Raw genomic sequence first — 16,443 nt, 5'->3', positions numbered from 1 at the left:
TGACTCTTGTCGCGCCGATGCGCTGTTCATGCCAGTTCTTTAAACGCCTCTAACACAGCATGGTCGTGGTCTATTCCCTGTTCCTCAAACTTGCTTATAGCCGTAAGCATCTTCTGATAATCGTTCGGAACTATCTTCTTAAAGTCGGGAATATAGCTCTTAAAGTTTTTAAGGATTTCTTTTCCGTATTCAGAGCCCGTCTCTTTTACATAATCTTCAAGGATAAGCTTAAGCTCTGCAATATCGTACTTCTCGGTCACTTCATAAAGAGATGCCATATCTTTGTTCATTCTAAGATAAAGAGTATGCTCCTTATCAAGAACGTATGCGATTCCGCCGCTCATGCCGGCTGCGAAGTTCTTACCTGTCATTCCAAGGATAACTGCTTTTCCGCCTGTCATGTATTCAAGACCGTGATCGCCGCAGCCCTCGGAAACAGCTATTGCTCCTGAGTTTCTTACACAGAATCTCTCGCCTGCAACACCGCATACATAGGCTTTTCCTGCTGTTGCACCGTAGAGAGCAACGTTACCTATTATGATATTCTCATGTGCCTTATATGTAGCTTTATCGGAAGGCCTTACGATAACCTTTCCGCCTGAAAGTCCCTTGCCAAATCCGTCGTTGGCATCACCGTAAAGCTTCAAAGTAACGCCCTTAGGAAGGAACGCACCAAATGACTGTCCGCCACCGCCGTATGCTTCAACGAATACGGAATCCTCGGGAAGAGTATTCTTAAAGTCATCGGTAACCCTGCTTCCAAGAAGTGTACCAAAGCTTCTGTCGGTACTTGAGATATCGACTTTCATCTTTACTCTCTCAGATTCGGATGCTCTTCTTTCCTCATCTTCATTTGCCTTTACAGCATAAGCCTTAAGTGCATTCTTTCCTTTTTCATACTCAGGAATAAGAACCTTTGAATCCAAAGTATTAACAAGTCCGAAATCATATACATCCTTGGAATCGAAATGATTCTTCTCAATTCCCGCATACTTGCTGTCAAGGATTCTGCTAAGGTCTGCAGCATCTTTACATCTTGCCTTCGGAACGCTCCTCATCTTAAGGCAATCTGTTCTTCCGACCATATCTGTAAGTTTCTTAAATCCAAGCTCGCTCATGATCTCACGAAGCTGTCTTGCGACAAAGAGCATGAAATTCATAACATACTCAGGCTTACCTGTAAATCTCTTTCTGAGCTCTTCGTTCTGAGTTGCGATTCCGACAGGGCATGTATCTTTTGAACATACACGCATCATCATGCATCCCATACATACAAGGGGAGCTGTCGCAAAACCAAACTCCTCGGCACCGAGAAGTGCTGCGATTGCAACGTCTCTACCTGTCATAAGCTTACCGTCTGCTTCAAGAACTACTCTGCTTCTAAGTCCGTTATCTATAAGGGACTGATGTGCCTCGCTAACACCAAGCTCCCAAGGAAGTCCCGCATGGTGAACCGAAGATGAAGGTGCGGCACCTGTTCCTCCGTCATATCCGGATACAAGGATTACCTGTGCTCCTGCTTTTGCAACACCTGAAGCTATTGTTCCAACGCCTGCTTCAGAAACAAGCTTAACAGAGATTCTTGCTCTGTCGTTTGCATTCTTAAGGTCATAAATAAGCTGCGCAAGATCTTCTATTGAATAGATGTCATGGTGCGGCGGAGGTGAAATGAGTGCAACACCGGGTGTTGAGAAACGTGTGCTTGCAACCCAAGGATATACCTTCTTTCCGGGAAGGTGTCCGCCCTCTCCTGGCTTTGCTCCCTGCGCCATCTTGATCTGAATTTCCTGTGCGCTCTGAAGATATCTGCTTGTAACGCCGAATCTTCCCGATGCAACCTGCTTAACGGCACTGTTTCTCTCAGTTCCGAAACGTGCAACGTCTTCACCGCCCTCACCGGTATTAGACTTTCCGCCGAGTCTGTTCATAGCTATGGCAAGTGTCTCGTGTGCCTCTTTTGAAAGAGAACCGTATGACATAGCACCTGTCTGGAAGCGCTTAACAATCTCTTCTTCGCTCTCAACCTCTTCGATCGGAACAGGCTTTTTAGCAGGTACGAAGGACAAAAGTGCTCTCAATGTATGAGGTCTGTCCTCGTCATCAACCATCTGTGTGTATTCCTTGAATCTCTCATAGTCCCCCTCTCTTACCGCTCTCTGCAAAGTAACGATAGTCTTAGGGTTATACATATGGTCTTCCTTGTCATCGCCGCTTCTGAGCGCATGGAAGCCGATAGAATCAAGTGTTGAATCGGTTGAAAGTCCGAGAGGATCGAATGCCTTATCGTGACGAAGCTCAATATCCTCACCGATCTCCTCTATGCCGATTCCGCCAACTCTGCTGGTTGTTCCTGTAAAGTATTTATCAACAAGCTCTTTTGACAGACCAATAGCCTCGAATATTCTCGCAGACTGATAGGACTGCAAAGTAGAGATACCCATCTTTGCAGCGATCTTTACTACACCGCCCAGAAGTGCCTTGTTGTAGTCCGCAATAGCGGTATGATAATCTTTGTCCAAAATTCCTATATCTATGAGCTCGGCAATGCACTCCTGAGCAAGATAAGGATGAATCGCTCTTGCACCAAAACCAAGAAGTGTAGCGATCTGGTGAACATCTCTTGGCTCGCCGCTCTCAAGGATGAGTGATACGGCTGTGCGTCTCTTTGTCCTTACAAGATGCTGCTCAACAGATGAAACCGCAAGCAATGAAGGAATCGGCATGTGGTTCTCGTCAACTCCTCTGTCTGAAAGGATAATGATGTTAACTCCGTCTGCAACGGCTCTGTCTACAGATATGTTAAGCTGCTCCAAAGCTCTCTCGACGGGGGTATTCTTGTAATACAAAAGTGAGATTTTTCTCACCGAAAAGCCCTGCTGATCGAGAGCTTCTATCTTCATCAGGTCAACGCCTGTAAGTATCGGATTATTAACTTCCAAAACTCTGCAGTTGTCGCTCTTTTCTTTTAACAGATTTCCGTCGGAACCGATATAAACGGTTGTATCTGTAACGACTTTCTCACGAAGAGAGTCGATCGGCGGGTTTGTAACCTGCGCAAAGAGCTGCTTGAAATAGCAAAAAAGCGGCTGGTGATGAGTTGAAAGCATAGCAAGAGGTACATCTGTACCCATGGAAACTGTAGGTTCTATGCCGTTCATCGCCATTGGAAGAATCTGCTGTTTAACATCTTCATATGAATATCCGAACACCTTGTAGAGCTTATCCCTCATCTCCTGTGTATGTGTAGGAATCTTCTTGTTGGGAATGCTGAGCTTATTAAGGTGTAAAAGATATCTGTCAAGCCACTCACCGTAAGGCTTAGCCTGTGAGTACTTGTTCTTACACTCTTCATCAGAGATTATGCGTCCCTCTTTTGTATCAACAAGGAGCATATGTCCCGGTGAAAGACGTGATTTCTTTACGATATTCTCTTCAGGAATATCAAGGACACCGACTTCCGATGAAAGGATAAGTCTTCCGTCCTTTGTAACATAATATCTGGACGGTCTGAGACCGTTTCTGTCAAGTGTTGCGCCAAATACTTCGCCGTCTGTGAAAAGAACTGCCGCAGGGCCGTCCCATGGCTCCATCATTGTCGCATAGTAGTGATAGAAATCTTTTCTGTCCTTATCCATGAAGTCGTTGTGCTTCCAAGGCTCGGGAATTGCGAGCATCATTGCAAGCGGAAGATCCATTCCGTTCATGTAAAGGAACTCAAGTGTATTGTCGAGCATTGCGGAATCAGAACCCGAAGATGAGATAACGGGATAAACCTTTGAAAGATCGTCACCGAAAACGTCCGAAGACATAGTCTCTTCTCTGGCAAGCATTCTGTCGCTGTTTCCGCGAATAGTATTGATCTCTCCGTTGTGGGCGATCATCCTGTACGGATGAGCTCGCTGCCACGAAGGAGTTGTGTTAGTTGAAAAGCGGCTGTGCACAAGCGCAATCGCTGTTCTGTAATCAGGAGAAAGGAGGTCCTCGTAGAACTTACGCAGCTGTCCTACAAGGAACATTCCCTTATAAACAATGGTTCTGGATGAAAATGAACAGATGTAAGTATCTTCAGAAGATTTCTCATACTCTCTTCTAAGGCAGTAAAGACGTCTGTCAAATTCAATTCCTCTTGCCGCATCCGAAGGTCTCTCAATAAAGCACTGAGAAATATGAGGCATACAGTTTCTTGCAACCTCTCCCAGAATTTCGGGATGAGTCTCAACATCTCTCCAACCGAGTACCTTAAGGTTTTCTTTTTCTGCAATGACTTCAAGCATGCGCTTTGCAAACATACGCTTCATAGGGTCCTGAGGAAAAAAGAACATCCCTATTCCGTAATCGCCTGCTTCTTTAAGAGAAATACCGATTTTTCTTGCTTCAAGAGAAAAGAATCTGTGAGAAATCTGTACAAGTATTCCTACACCGTCACCGACTTTTCCTGTTGCATCTTTTCCTGCTCTGTGCTCAAGTTTTTCTACTACCTTGAGCGCATCATCAAGAACTTTGTTGTCTGCACTTCCGTCTATATTGATGACTGCACCTATACCGCAGGCATCATGTTCATTCATCCAAGTTTCCATTTTTATCCTTCCTTTTTCCTTTTTATCTTAATGAGAAAAGCATCTGTCCGTATGTCGGATATCCGAGATAGCTGTCAGGAACAAGCGCTTCTGCAGCATCTGCATACTTTCTCACTTCATCCATGTCTGCAAGAATTGTCTTCTGGTAGTAAGAAGCCTGTTCGAGAACTTCAGTCTTACCCTCAGCAACTGTTGTATCAGCTGCAAGTTTCTTAAGAGCTTCGCTCATCTTACCCTGAGCTTCGTCAATTGCTTTGAGTGTCTCAATCTCGAATGTTGCACTCTTTTCTCCAAGAAGGCTCTTCTTTCCTGCTGCCTCTTCAAGAAGATCGCTCTGATATGCGATAAGTCCTTCCATGAGGTCTTTCTTAGCCATTTCCTGCAATGTCAAAGACTCGATGTGGATTGACTTTGAGTAGTTCTCAAGGAGAATCTCATATCTTGAATCAATCTCTTCCTTAGTGAAGATGCCGTGCTTTGTGAAGAGGTCAACTGACTCTTTTTCCTTGAAGTAAGGAAGTGCATCGGGAAGTGACTTAAGGTTGGGAAGTCCTCTCTTTGCAGCCTCTTCTACCCACTCGTCTGTATATCCGTTTCCGTTAAAGAGAACTCTCTTATGAGCTACAAGTGTCTCTTTAAGTACTTCTGCGATCTTTTCATTAAGCTTATCTTTCTCAACGCCCTCAAGCTTTGCATAGATCTTTGTGATTTCTTCTGCAACAGCTGTGTTAAGAACGATGTTTGCGTTTGCTACAGAAACTGCAGAACCGGGCATACGGAACTCGAACTTGTTACCTGTAAATGCGAAAGGTGATGTTCTGTTTCTGTCTGTGTTGTCCTTTGTGAAGTGAGGAAGAACTTCTGCTCCCATACCCATCTGTACTTTGCCCTTGCTGTGGTATGCGTTTCCTTCTTCAACACCTTTAAGTACTTCGCTAAGCTCGTCACCAACGAAAATTGAAATGATTGCCGGAGGTGCCTCGTTTCCGCCAAGTCTGTGATCGTTTCCTGCAGATGCAACGGAAAGTCTAAGAAGTGGTGCATACTCATCAACAGCTGCGATAACTGCCATAAGGAATACAAGGAAAGGAGTGTTCTCACCGGGGTTCTTACCGGGATCTAAGAGGTTCATTCCCGTATCTGTGCAAACAGACCAGTTGTTGTGCTTACCTGAACCGTTGATTCCCTCGAATGGCTTCTCATGTAAGAGGCATGCGAAGTTGTGCTTGTCAGCAACTTTCTTCATAACTTCCATTGTGAGCTGGTTGTGATCTACAGCGATGTTTGCTGTCTCAAATACAGGTGCAAGCTCGTGCTGTGAAGGAGCAACCTCGTTGTGCTTTGTCTTTGCGGGAATTCCGAGTTTCCAGAGTTCCTCGTCAAGATCGTGCATATATGCTGAAACCTTAGGCTTAATTACACCGAAGTAGTGATCTTCCATCTCCTGACCTTTTGTTGCAGGCGCACCAAGAAGTGTTCTACCTGTGAAAAGAAGGTCTTTTCTGAGTTTGTAATCTTCTTTATCGATAAGAAAATATTCCTGCTCTGAACCGATTGTTGTGCTTACTCTGTTAACGTCCTCATATCCAAGGAGCTTGAGCATCTTAACAGCTTCTCTTGAAAGAGCCTCCATTGATCTTAAGAGAGGTGTCTTTTTATCAAGAGCTTCTCCGCCGTATGAGCAGAATGCTGTAGGAATGTAAAGAGATCCGTCTTTAATAAATGCCGGTGATGAAGGATCCCAAGCTGTATATCCTCTTGCTTCGAATGTTGCACGAAGTCCTCCTGAAGGGAAACTTGAAGCATCAGGCTCACCCTTTACGAGTTCTTTTCCTGAGAACTCCATGATAACCTTGCCGTCTTCTGTAGGTGAAATGAAGCTGTCATGCTTCTCGGCTGTAAGACCTGTCATAGGCTGGAACCAGTGTGTAAAGTGTGTTGCACCGTTCTCTACTGCCCACTCTTTCATTACTGCAGCAACGCAATTTGCTACATCAAGCTCAAGATGTGTTCCTTTCTCAATTGTCTTGTGAACTGCTTTGTATATGTCCTTAGGAAGCCTGTCTTTCATAACCTTGTCATTAAAAACAAGACATCCAAATTCTTCTGTTAATTTCTCTGCATCGATCATTTTAATTTCCTCCGTTTTTTATATTTATTTTCCTGATGCTCCGTAGTTTGAAAGAACTCTTGCGGAAGGATCGTCAACATTGCATCCTTCCCAGCTTTTATTGGGCATCCAAAAATCTACTACCATATCTGACTGACCGGGATAGTACTTCTCAAACAGTTCTCTGTACAGGAGAGACTCCCTTGTAAATGGAGTTGCATGAGTGTACTTCTTTTTCATTGTTTCAAGATCTGCAAAAGAGTATTTCCCTTCAGCATATTCAATAAGGTCGTCCCTGAGCGAATGTCCTACGGCATCTGAGAAAGCTGCCTTTTCTCTCATAAGGATCGATCTTGGAATAACTTCATCTTTTTCAAAAGCCTTTCTTAATAAGAACTTTCCGATTCCGTATGTATTGAGCTTCTTTTCGGGATCTATGCTCATTACATAACTTGCAAAATCAAGATCTCCGAAAGGAACTCTTGCTTCGAGTGAGTTTACGCTGATACATCTGTCTGCCCTGAGGACATCGTACATGTGAAGCTCTCTCACTCTCTTTTTTGCCTCTTCCTGGAAGGCTTCGGCGCTCGGAGCAAAGTCCGTATATTTATAACCAAAGAGCTCATCTGAGATCTCACCTGTAAGAACTACTTTGATATCGGTGTTTTCATGTATCCATTTGCACAAAAGATACATTCCGATGGAAGCTCTTATTGTTGTGATGTCGTAAGTTCCAAGTGCCTCAACAACAGGCTCGAGTGCGTTAAGCACATCTTCTTTGGTGATTATGACTTCGTGGTGATTGCTGTGAATGTACTCCGCAACTTCCCTTGCATATTTAAGGTCGATCGCATCGATATCCATTCCAATCGCAAATGTCTCAATCGGCTTGTCCGAAAGTCTTGCGGCAACACCGCAAACAAGTGATGAATCAAGTCCTCCGGAAAGAAGGAATCCTACGGGCGCATCAGCGTCGAGTCTTTTTTCTATTCCGTTTACGAGCTTGTCGTGTATCTTTGTTGTTATGACTTCAAGGCTGTCTGTCGAAATTTCTTTTACGTCAGTCATATCCTTATAACATACAAATTCCCCGTCCTCGTAGTAATGTCCGGGCGGGAAAGGCATAACTTTCCGACATGTACCTATGATATTCTTTGGTTCCGATGAAAAAAGGATGTGTCCTTCATCGTCGTATCCGTAATAAAGAGGTCTGATACCGATCGGATCTCTTGCGGCTATGAACTTTCTCTTTGCCGCGTCATAGATCACACATGCAAATTCGGCATCCAAAAATCCAAACATCTTGGTTCCGAGCCTCTCATAAAGAGGAAGCAGTATCTCGCAATCACTTTTGCTCTTAAAGCTGTAGCCCAGGGAAATGAGATATTTTTTGATATTCTCAAATCCGTATAATTCTCCGTTACATATAACTACGTTTCCATTTAATGAAAAGGGCTGCATTCCCGCTTCATTTAATCCCATGATGGAGAGTCTGTTAAATCCCATCCATCCTTCGTCGACCTTCAGAGTTCTCGACATGTCGGGGCCTCTGGAATGAGTCTTATATAACATTTCTTCAAAAAATTCCTGAGCAACATCTGCTCTAGCGTATGTAAGAATTGCGCACATACTTTATCCTTCCTCCCGGTGTTTCATTTATTCAAACGGTCTGTGTAATAGCCTGGGCGGCAATATATACAATATTTTGCTCCGATTGTGCCAAACACTACGATGAGCCTGTCAGTCTCATCGTAGTGGCACAAAATCGCAAACTATTGTATATATTGCCTTAATGGCTATTGCGCAAACGCCTTTGTTGCATGAATTTATTTACCTTTATACCTTTAAATAAGGAACTTACCTCTCGCTTCGCTCGACGTAAGACGTTCGAACTAAGCTCGGTAAAACCTCGCTAAGTTCTCACAGCCTACTCAACATCAGCCAACGCCGCTGCTCCTTCTTCGCCGGTACGAATCTTTACGACGTTTTCAAGGCTGTAAACGAAGATCTTTCCATCTCCGATGTGGCCGGTATAAAGAGTCTTTTTAGCAGCTTCAATTACATCTTCAACAGGAATCTTGCTGATAACCACTTCCAACTTGATCTTAGGAAGGAGGGTTGCGTCCATCTCAACTCCGCGATACATATCGCCTGAGCCTTTCTGGATGCCGCAACCCATGACTTGAGTAACAGTCATCCCGGTTACGCCGAGTTCGTTCATCGCACGTCTCAGTTTGTCATAGCGGGACAACTTAGCGATAATAACAACTTTATGAATTCCTGATTCTGTATGTACAGGTGCTGTAACAACAGGCACCGAAGCTTTCTTCTGTATTTCTGAAGCCTCTTCGTAAGAACTTACTCCGAGGTCTGTATTTTCGTTAACTGACATATTCAAGGTGTTTGAAACATCCATGATGGCAAATCCTGAATATGCTGATGCAAGTCCATGCTCTGTGGAGTCAAGTCCGAGGATTTCTTCTTCCTCTGTAACTCTGAGTCCCATAATCTTCTTAATAGCAAGGAAAGTAATTGTAATAGTTACTGCTGTCCAAACTGCTGTGCAGATCATACCGATGAACTGTAATCCAAGGAGCTTGAATCCGCCGCCGTAGAAAAGACCTACAAGCTCATTTCCTGCTGAGTCGGCGATTGAATAACCGGGTGCTGTATTTGTTGCAAAAAGACCTACAGCAAGTGTTCCCCAGATACCGTTTAAGCAATGTACTGCAACTGCTCCGACGGGATCGTCTACGTGAAGCTTATAATCAAGGAACCAAACACCGAAGCAAACAAGAAGTCCGGCAACGATTCCGATGATGATCGAACCAAAAGCATCTGTTACATCACAAGGAGCTGTAATAGCTACAAGACCTGCAAGTGATGCGTTGAGACACATTGAAACATCAGGCTTGCCATATTTTACCCATGTGAAGATCATGCATGTTACTGTTGCAAGTGCAGGTGCGATTGTTGTTGTTACAAATACCGATCCGAGCTGATCGATTGAAGTACAAGCTGCTCCGTTGAATCCGTACCATCCAAGCCAAAGGATGAATACACCAAGTGATGCAGCTACAAGGTTGTGACCGGGGAAAGCATTTACTTTTGTAACTTTTCCGCTCTTGTCTTTTTCAAACTTACCGATTCGGGGTCCAAGGATTGCTGCACCGATAAGTGCTGAAATACCACCTACCATGTGAATGCAGTTGGAACCTGCGAAATCGTGGAAGCCCATCTGTGAAAGGAAGCCGCCGCCCCATGTCCAGTGTGCTTCAATAGGATAGATAACTGCAGAAATGACTGCCGAGTACACACAATATGATAAGAACTTAGTTCTCTCAGCCATCGATCCTGAAACGATTGTTGCTGTAGTAGCACAAAAAACAAGGTTAAATACAAAGTTGGACCAATCAAAGTTTGCATAGTTTGTAAAAATGTCAAATCCGGGTTTTCCGATGATTCCGACCATATCCTCACCGAGGAAAAGTCCAAATCCGATTAAGATGAAAACTACGGTTCCTATACAAAAGTCCATAAGGTTCTTCATTATGATGTTTCCGGTATTCTTGGCTCTTGTAAAACCGGCCTCGCACATTGCAAATCCGGCCTGCATCCAGAATACTAATGCTGCTCCAATGAGGAACCAGACACCGAAGACACTACTGTCTATTGCACTTAAGATTTCTTCACTCATACAATTTCTCCTCTCCCTTTTTGTTCAATATCTATTTCGTTTTTGAACAAAAAACAACAGGACATCAGCCATCTACTAATACCGTAGAAGGTTGATGCCCCATTGCATCAGAATTGATATTATTTTTTATTTATAAATCGCTTCTGTGAAAAACCGCCTCATTCCTCGATTTTTCAACGATTCCACAAATATTCTTTAATCCACGAATACTTGTATACAACCGAGATTATAATACTCCGGAAATATTATACCGATTGCATCAGGGCATAAACACACAGTTACAGCCCGAAAAACAGAAAAAGCGCCTTAGAGTTATTCTCTAAGACGCCCTTGTCTTTATGTTTTATGATTCTACTCTCACATATATGAGTTGTCAAGCAAAAATTTTTCTAAATTCGAATGGTCTCTTGGGGACGGGGTTTGTGGACCATTTTGCCACTACTCACAGACAGTTTTAAGAAAAATCTTTTCCTTAAACGCTCCTCTTTTTTCCGCCTTCTCTTTTCGCACAGATTCCAATTGCTCAAGCGTGTAGCCCCTGGCTTCAACGACAGCATAAATTACTTCCATTAAGTCCGCAAGTTCTTCTATGTTCTGATCTTTGTGATATTCATTTAGCTCTTCGTCCAATTTCGCATCAAGCATCGCCAAATAATCATCATCCGACAAAATCTCTGTCTTGCATATTCTGCCGTCATTCTTTATAATCTCGGGAATCTTATCCCTGACAAGTTTATTGTGTGTTACTACAGCCATTGTAAATCCACTCCTGTTAAGTCCATCCGCTTTATAAAAAATCAACTGTCGGAACAAGTTCCAGCATTTATTTTCCCAATGTATTGCTTGTTATAGCTGCTGCCTTTGCCGCAATAGAATTTGTAGCCGCATATAAGGAGCTTGTAGGTGCAACAGGACTCATCAAAACCTTTCCGGTACCTCTATATACATTCACAAGTCCTTCTCCACTGGCTGCAGAGCCAATCAATGTCTTTGTCGTTCTCTCTACAGTAAATTCAAGATTTGAAGACCAGCACACAGCAAGATTTCCATCAATCTTCAATGTGTCATTGTTGAGATCAACTTCGATAAGCTCGTTATATGGAACATTACTTTCAAGCGCAGCAACACCTGAACCAGACAAGCTTAGATTAAAAAGACCTTCTCCTCCAAGCGCAGCCGAAGAAAGATTCTTTCTTGCAACAACACTTGTCTTTACGGTTCCCGAGCATGCGTAGAACATTCCGTCTTCAATAGTCATTCCTGCGCCCCACTGCGCAACATCAACAAGAATAATGTATTTATATGTGGGTTCCAAAACAAGCCAGCCGTTTCCTACATATTCAGGCTTTATTGCTGACTCACCCGTAACAGCACCTTTCACGATTTTACCAAGCAGATCTCCCACTCCCTTAACTCCTGTGGTCGCATTTACATTTCCAGCCATCCACTGCATAGCACCAGCCTGAATAATCGCTGAATGATTATCATCAAGCTCAATCGCAACCTGCCTTCTGTGCACTCCCATCTTACTCATAAAGTACTCAGTCGAAGCATTTGCCGGAGATACGCTACTGTCCATCATATACTCAAGCACATGAAAATTTCCGTTGTTCTCAACAAACTTCCTTGTTTCGTTTTCAAAATTCTTAATGTTCATATTGTGTCCTCCGGTTTATGATTCTGAAATTACTTTATCCCTTAGTTTTTGCTGTTCTTTTGTATTTTCTTCACTCTTATCAGAGAAAAGAAAACGAGGCGAGCCACTACCTTGATTGCACAGCTTATTAGCAAGCTCATCTAAACTCTCTGTTCCAAATAAATTGTACTCCTCTTCGGTTATTTCAAAATACTCGTCATACCATGCAACCCACGTAACAACGCATGCCATAACATATTTGTCGATACTTGGTATATATCCGACACGATATAGCTTTTCATTGCGAATCTTCTCGTTTTCCAGCTTCATAGTGTCCTCATTTTATTATCAATCATTTATAATCCCACACAGCTCTGTAAGCGATTTAATCCTCTTAGCTCCTTCCGGCACAGAAGCATATTGTTTTTTTCTGTCAATTAGTACTACTGCCATCCCTTCTTTCATAGGTCCGATTACATCATCATCCAAGGAATCTCCGACAAAAAGACATTCTTCCGCTTTCCATTTTGTTCTGTGCAAAATCTCCGAATAGAATTTGACATTCGGTTTATAGCACCTTAGTATCTCAGACGTAAATATCGGATTTATGCGTTCCAGTGATGTACCTTCTATATTATGTAGCAAAGGAGCTGTGTCTGTTGTTGAACCTATAGCAATAATGTAATTTTCGCTCAATTTATCAATAACACTCTCAGTTTCCTCAAAGAGCTTTCTATCAACAAGTGAATCAAGCATAGGTTTTATCGCAGTTTTCGGATCACCTGTTATGCCGTACAGTTCAAACATCTTTTCAAGATCTTTAACGAATATCTCTTCCTCCGTTATAAATTCTTCAAGTGAAAAGATATTTTCCCTATGTATCTTTTTCCATTTCTTATAGATTTCATCCGCATCTTCTGCAAGATCGTATTTACTGAAGATTGCTTTGGTCGCATCAACAGAACCGGTGTCTGTTGAAATTAGTGTGCCGTATGCGTCAAATATTATGTTTTTAATCATTGGGAGCCTCTTACCTTAAATATTCACCTACTCAATTCGATAACCAGGTCTTTATATCGCTCAGTCTTATTCTGAATGTCCTCTTCTGACACGCCATAGTATTTATATATATCCTTGTAAACACTATTAAACATCTTCATAAATTTCTTGCTTCCCTGTGCTCCTGCAGCAAGATAATCATTATTCTTCTCAATTATAATATGCATAGAATCATCATTATCTTTCCCTTTTTTTACATACTTATGGAAATCTATATCAAAAACTTCCTGCGGAATTGAATCAGCAATCTCTTTTTCCTTTTTTATCTTCTCATTCAATCGAATAAGCATTTCTTCTGCATCATCTGTTATATCAAAATCCAAATCGATATCCCACCCTTGAGCCAGATCGAATCTATACTTAAAAAGAAATGCCGTACGTGTTTCCTCATATTCAAACTCGAACTCAGTTCGATCTACTTCCACAAAACCATACCTGCTTTTAATATATTCCTCAACTTCATCTAAGCTATGCACACCGGGTCTAATACTTTTTTCAATAAACCACCTTTTTATCCTATATGAAAAAGACATTATTCTCTGCGGTAGTGTCTGTTTCTTTGACTTATCACAAATAAATATAGATGTAGGGCCATCAGCACCGCCTATAATTTCAAAATGCTCATCTTCCATAATTCCTTTCATCTCCTCTTTACCCTGCATGCTTTCAGTGCTTCTTTTCAAATAGTCCTAGGGGACGGGGTTTGTGGACCATTTTATCACTACTCATGAACGTTTCTACCAATCAATTGGAAGCTTGTCCTATTACAATCGCCAAGGCTGTTGACGGAGCATTGAACTTATAGTCGTGCTACCCCATATCAACTATCGTTCCATCACTTTCCAGTTGCTGTCGCAATCTAAAATAAGATTTACCTCTTGTCTCAAATGATGGTACTGTTCCGCCAGATACTCTGGCTCCTTTAAAGACTGTAACTCCACTAGGGCTTATAATTGATTTACCACACATAACAATACTACCTTCCTAATCCCTAAACGCCGAACGCAACTTATCGGCTGAAATATCATAATTCTTCATATAATACTTATATTGTTCTGATTCCAAGAATTCTCTTTTTACCCCCACGCGCGCTATAGGCTCTAAACAGCATCCGTAATTCTTAACGAGTGGCATATAATCGCTAGTGTCCGCGCAAACAATCGTTTGCGAATTCTTGGCACTTCTATTTCCAAGACGTAGTCTTAGTTGTCTCACCGCTAATTTCTTGAAACCTTTTTCAAGAAAAATATAGTTTTCTCCACCCTTGTACGCTCTTGAATCATAAACCAAACAATCTGGTTTCTGCTCCAAAATACATTTCATCATATTCTCTTCACTTAATGTAAGTGATATACCATTATCTATCTTGTCTATCAATTCCTGAACTCCACATTTTCTGCCATCAATAATAATCAACTGCTCATCATTATCAGTAATAGGAATCGTACTGGTTGCATCATCATAAGCCCAAAAAGTTATGATATTGTTACTCGCCCCATGTTTTTTTTATTTCTGCCCGCGAAGTATCTGGTGAATCAGCCCAATATGAAATACGCTGGTTAGGAAAAAGCTTTGAATAGCGTCCTGTACATTCTCTTAAATTTCCTGCGTGAAGATCATAAACAGATTTACCATAAAAACTTTCATTGAATTCCACACATCTATAAAAATCAAACTCATCAGTTACATATACCGGTAAGTTCTTATGCTTATATATAGTTCTCAAATAATTGTTGCTTTTAAAAAATTCACCCATCTTGTGTTACTCAAATCCCCTCTACTTCTCCGTTTTCCATTTTATTAAGTATATCATTTAAGAAAAATCCCTCAAAGTCAAACTGTTGCTTTAGCAAAGAAACAGTCATTAATGTACGTAATATCTGAATCACTAATCGTTCGCTGATGAAGGGATCTATGGTTGATCTTTATTCAATTCTTTAAATGGAGAATATTTGTAGAACTCGCTGTTCTTGATCCACTCAAGGGAGTGGTCAGCGAGGCGATGACATATCAGCTCATTCCATAGCTGTTCAAAGGTATCGTCGTAATCAGCTTTTCTGAAATAATTCTTGTTGGCGATACCATCGTTCTTGTTGGTTATGATAAACTTGCCATCTGCGGAAACAAACTGGATCAGCTTAGATTCATAGTCAAATGTCGCCGACTGATTGAATCTTTCTGAATAGATAAAATGAACTTGTTTAAATTCTCTTTTCTCGTGATTGTTATAATGCTGCTTCATCCTCTCGGAAACATTAGTGGATTCACCAATATAGATCTTTTTCCCATTCTCAAGAATATAGAGCATAGGCCAGTTATTGAGAAAATCATCATTTCCATAATTGTCGCTCGGAAATTTATGATTTGAAATCACATAAAGAATTTCCTGTGTCTGATCTGATGTAGTCATGTAGCCGCTCCGCTTTTTTTGATTATTGTAAAGCTGTGGTGCACACTAAAACAATTTATTCACTGTATAAAAATCAGGTAATATCTTCTTTCTTCAAAAGTTCGACAGCTTTGTGATACTCCTCTACAGTTGCATCGCAACCGTCGCATGCATCTTCAAATGAAAAATGATACTTATCCATCATCTTCTGAACTGCACTTACAAGTCTTTTCGCATCACCATATCGACTTCCTTCTTTTATACCTTCTCTTCTTCCTTCTTCAATTTTCTCTCTATCTCGCATTAGAAGTGTCATATACTCCACCTCCCATCTTTCATTACGCTTAACTGAATTTACTTCGTCAAGTAACTCATCTGTGAACTTATCTGTTGGTTCTCCGGTACGAACAAATCTCAAGAAATTACCGAGTTCAGTATCCTGAAGTTCCGTACAGGATGCATTAAGTATAACTTTATATGTCTCATCTCCCAGTGAAATGCCATAATCCTTACAGTAATTTTCAAATCTGTACGTCGGCTTGTCTATCCCGTATATATCCTCCATGCAAATGAAAATCACATAGCTTTTGGCAAGCTTCGCATAGTCTTCGCCTTTTTCTATCAAGTTAAGGTCTATCATTCCCTGATAATACCTTGCCCGTTTCGGAATGTTGCCGGGATTGGTTGTCTGCATCTCAATGTTATAAACGGTCCCTTTTTCATCATCCACATACACATCAAGTCTTACACTCTTGCTATCGTATGACGGATCAATAACCTTTTGTTCTTCCGGATAAGACAAACTCTTGATTTTTACTTCAAGAATTATTTCAAGCAACTGCTTACAAAGCTTTTCATTAAGCATCACTTTTGCAAACATAAAATCATCCGCAAAAGTCAAATCTTTAAATTCTTTTTGATTCATGGATCATCTTCCTTTCAATGCATATTTTTTTGTTCTTTTAAATCACAGAA

General features: G+C 41.6%; 13 protein-coding genes. All 13 read right to left on the bottom strand.

Features of this window, described 5'->3' with window-relative positions; genetic code table 11:
• Window positions 1–26: 26 nt before the first annotated feature.
• The 13 genes from gltB to CD00_RS16695 all read right to left on the bottom strand — a co-directional run bounded on the left by gltB (window position 27) and on the right by CD00_RS16695 (window position 16,393).
• On the bottom strand, window positions 27–4,577 hold the full coding sequence (gene gltB, locus CD00_RS0100945) for a glutamate synthase large subunit (protein WP_034461893.1): 4,551 nt from the start codon (window positions 4,575–4,577) through the stop codon (window positions 27–29).
• A 22-nt stretch (window positions 4,578–4,599) separates the two neighbouring features.
• Complete coding sequence (locus CD00_RS0100940; protein ID WP_034461892.1) at window positions 4,600–6,708, bottom strand: glutamine synthetase III family protein; 2,109 nt, start codon at window positions 6,706–6,708, stop codon at window positions 4,600–4,602.
• Window positions 6,709–6,732: 24 nt separating this feature from the next.
• On the bottom strand, window positions 6,733–8,316 hold the full coding sequence (gene asnB / locus CD00_RS0100935; RefSeq protein WP_026654208.1) for an asparagine synthase B: 1,584 nt from the start codon (window positions 8,314–8,316) through the stop codon (window positions 6,733–6,735).
• A gap of 298 nt (window positions 8,317–8,614) precedes the next feature.
• Entirely contained in the window at window positions 8,615–10,384 is a 1,770-nt protein-coding gene (locus CD00_RS0100930) for an ammonium transporter (protein ID WP_026654207.1), read from the bottom strand.
• Between the two features lie 438 nt (window positions 10,385–10,822).
• The gene (locus CD00_RS0100925) at window positions 10,823–11,140 is read right to left on the bottom strand and encodes a nucleoside triphosphate pyrophosphohydrolase (protein ID WP_026654206.1); all 318 of its coding nucleotides are present in this window, start codon (window positions 11,138–11,140) and stop codon (window positions 10,823–10,825) included.
• A 67-nt stretch (window positions 11,141–11,207) separates the two neighbouring features.
• Window positions 11,208–12,041, bottom strand: coding sequence for an AIM24 family protein (locus tag CD00_RS0100920; RefSeq protein ID WP_026654205.1), 834 nt, complete (start codon window positions 12,039–12,041; stop codon window positions 11,208–11,210).
• A 15-nt stretch (window positions 12,042–12,056) separates the two neighbouring features.
• The gene (locus CD00_RS0100915; protein WP_026654204.1) at window positions 12,057–12,350 is read right to left on the bottom strand and encodes a hypothetical protein; all 294 of its coding nucleotides are present in this window, start codon (window positions 12,348–12,350) and stop codon (window positions 12,057–12,059) included.
• An 18-nt stretch (window positions 12,351–12,368) separates the two neighbouring features.
• Complete coding sequence (locus tag CD00_RS0100910) at window positions 12,369–13,040, bottom strand: HAD family hydrolase (protein WP_026654203.1); 672 nt, start codon at window positions 13,038–13,040, stop codon at window positions 12,369–12,371.
• A gap of 23 nt (window positions 13,041–13,063) precedes the next feature.
• The gene (locus CD00_RS0100905) at window positions 13,064–13,741 is read right to left on the bottom strand and encodes a hypothetical protein (RefSeq protein ID WP_051594030.1); all 678 of its coding nucleotides are present in this window, start codon (window positions 13,739–13,741) and stop codon (window positions 13,064–13,066) included.
• Window positions 13,742–14,063: 322 nt separating this feature from the next.
• Window positions 14,064–14,495 (bottom strand): hypothetical protein, encoded by a 432-nt coding sequence (locus tag CD00_RS20305; protein ID WP_051594029.1) that lies wholly within the window; start codon window positions 14,493–14,495, stop codon window positions 14,064–14,066.
• A 70-nt stretch (window positions 14,496–14,565) separates the two neighbouring features.
• A complete protein-coding gene (locus CD00_RS20300; RefSeq protein ID WP_051594028.1) occupies window positions 14,566–14,835 on the bottom strand; it encodes a hypothetical protein in 270 nt (89 codons plus the stop codon).
• Window positions 14,836–14,991: 156 nt separating this feature from the next.
• Window positions 14,992–15,489 (bottom strand): GIY-YIG nuclease family protein, encoded by a 498-nt coding sequence (locus CD00_RS0100895; RefSeq protein ID WP_026654201.1) that lies wholly within the window; start codon window positions 15,487–15,489, stop codon window positions 14,992–14,994.
• A 73-nt stretch (window positions 15,490–15,562) separates the two neighbouring features.
• Window positions 15,563–16,393, bottom strand: coding sequence for an Rpn family recombination-promoting nuclease/putative transposase (locus tag CD00_RS16695; RefSeq protein ID WP_051594027.1), 831 nt, complete (start codon window positions 16,391–16,393; stop codon window positions 15,563–15,565).
• Between the last annotated feature and the right edge of the window lie 50 nt (window positions 16,394–16,443).

This window comes from Butyrivibrio sp. AE3003, from assembly GCF_000686065.1.
Lineage (GTDB): Bacteria > Bacillota > Clostridia > Lachnospirales > Lachnospiraceae > Butyrivibrio > Butyrivibrio hungatei_A.
The sequence above is the reverse complement of the archived record's forward strand: the minus strand, read 5'-3'. Positions and strand labels throughout refer to the sequence as shown.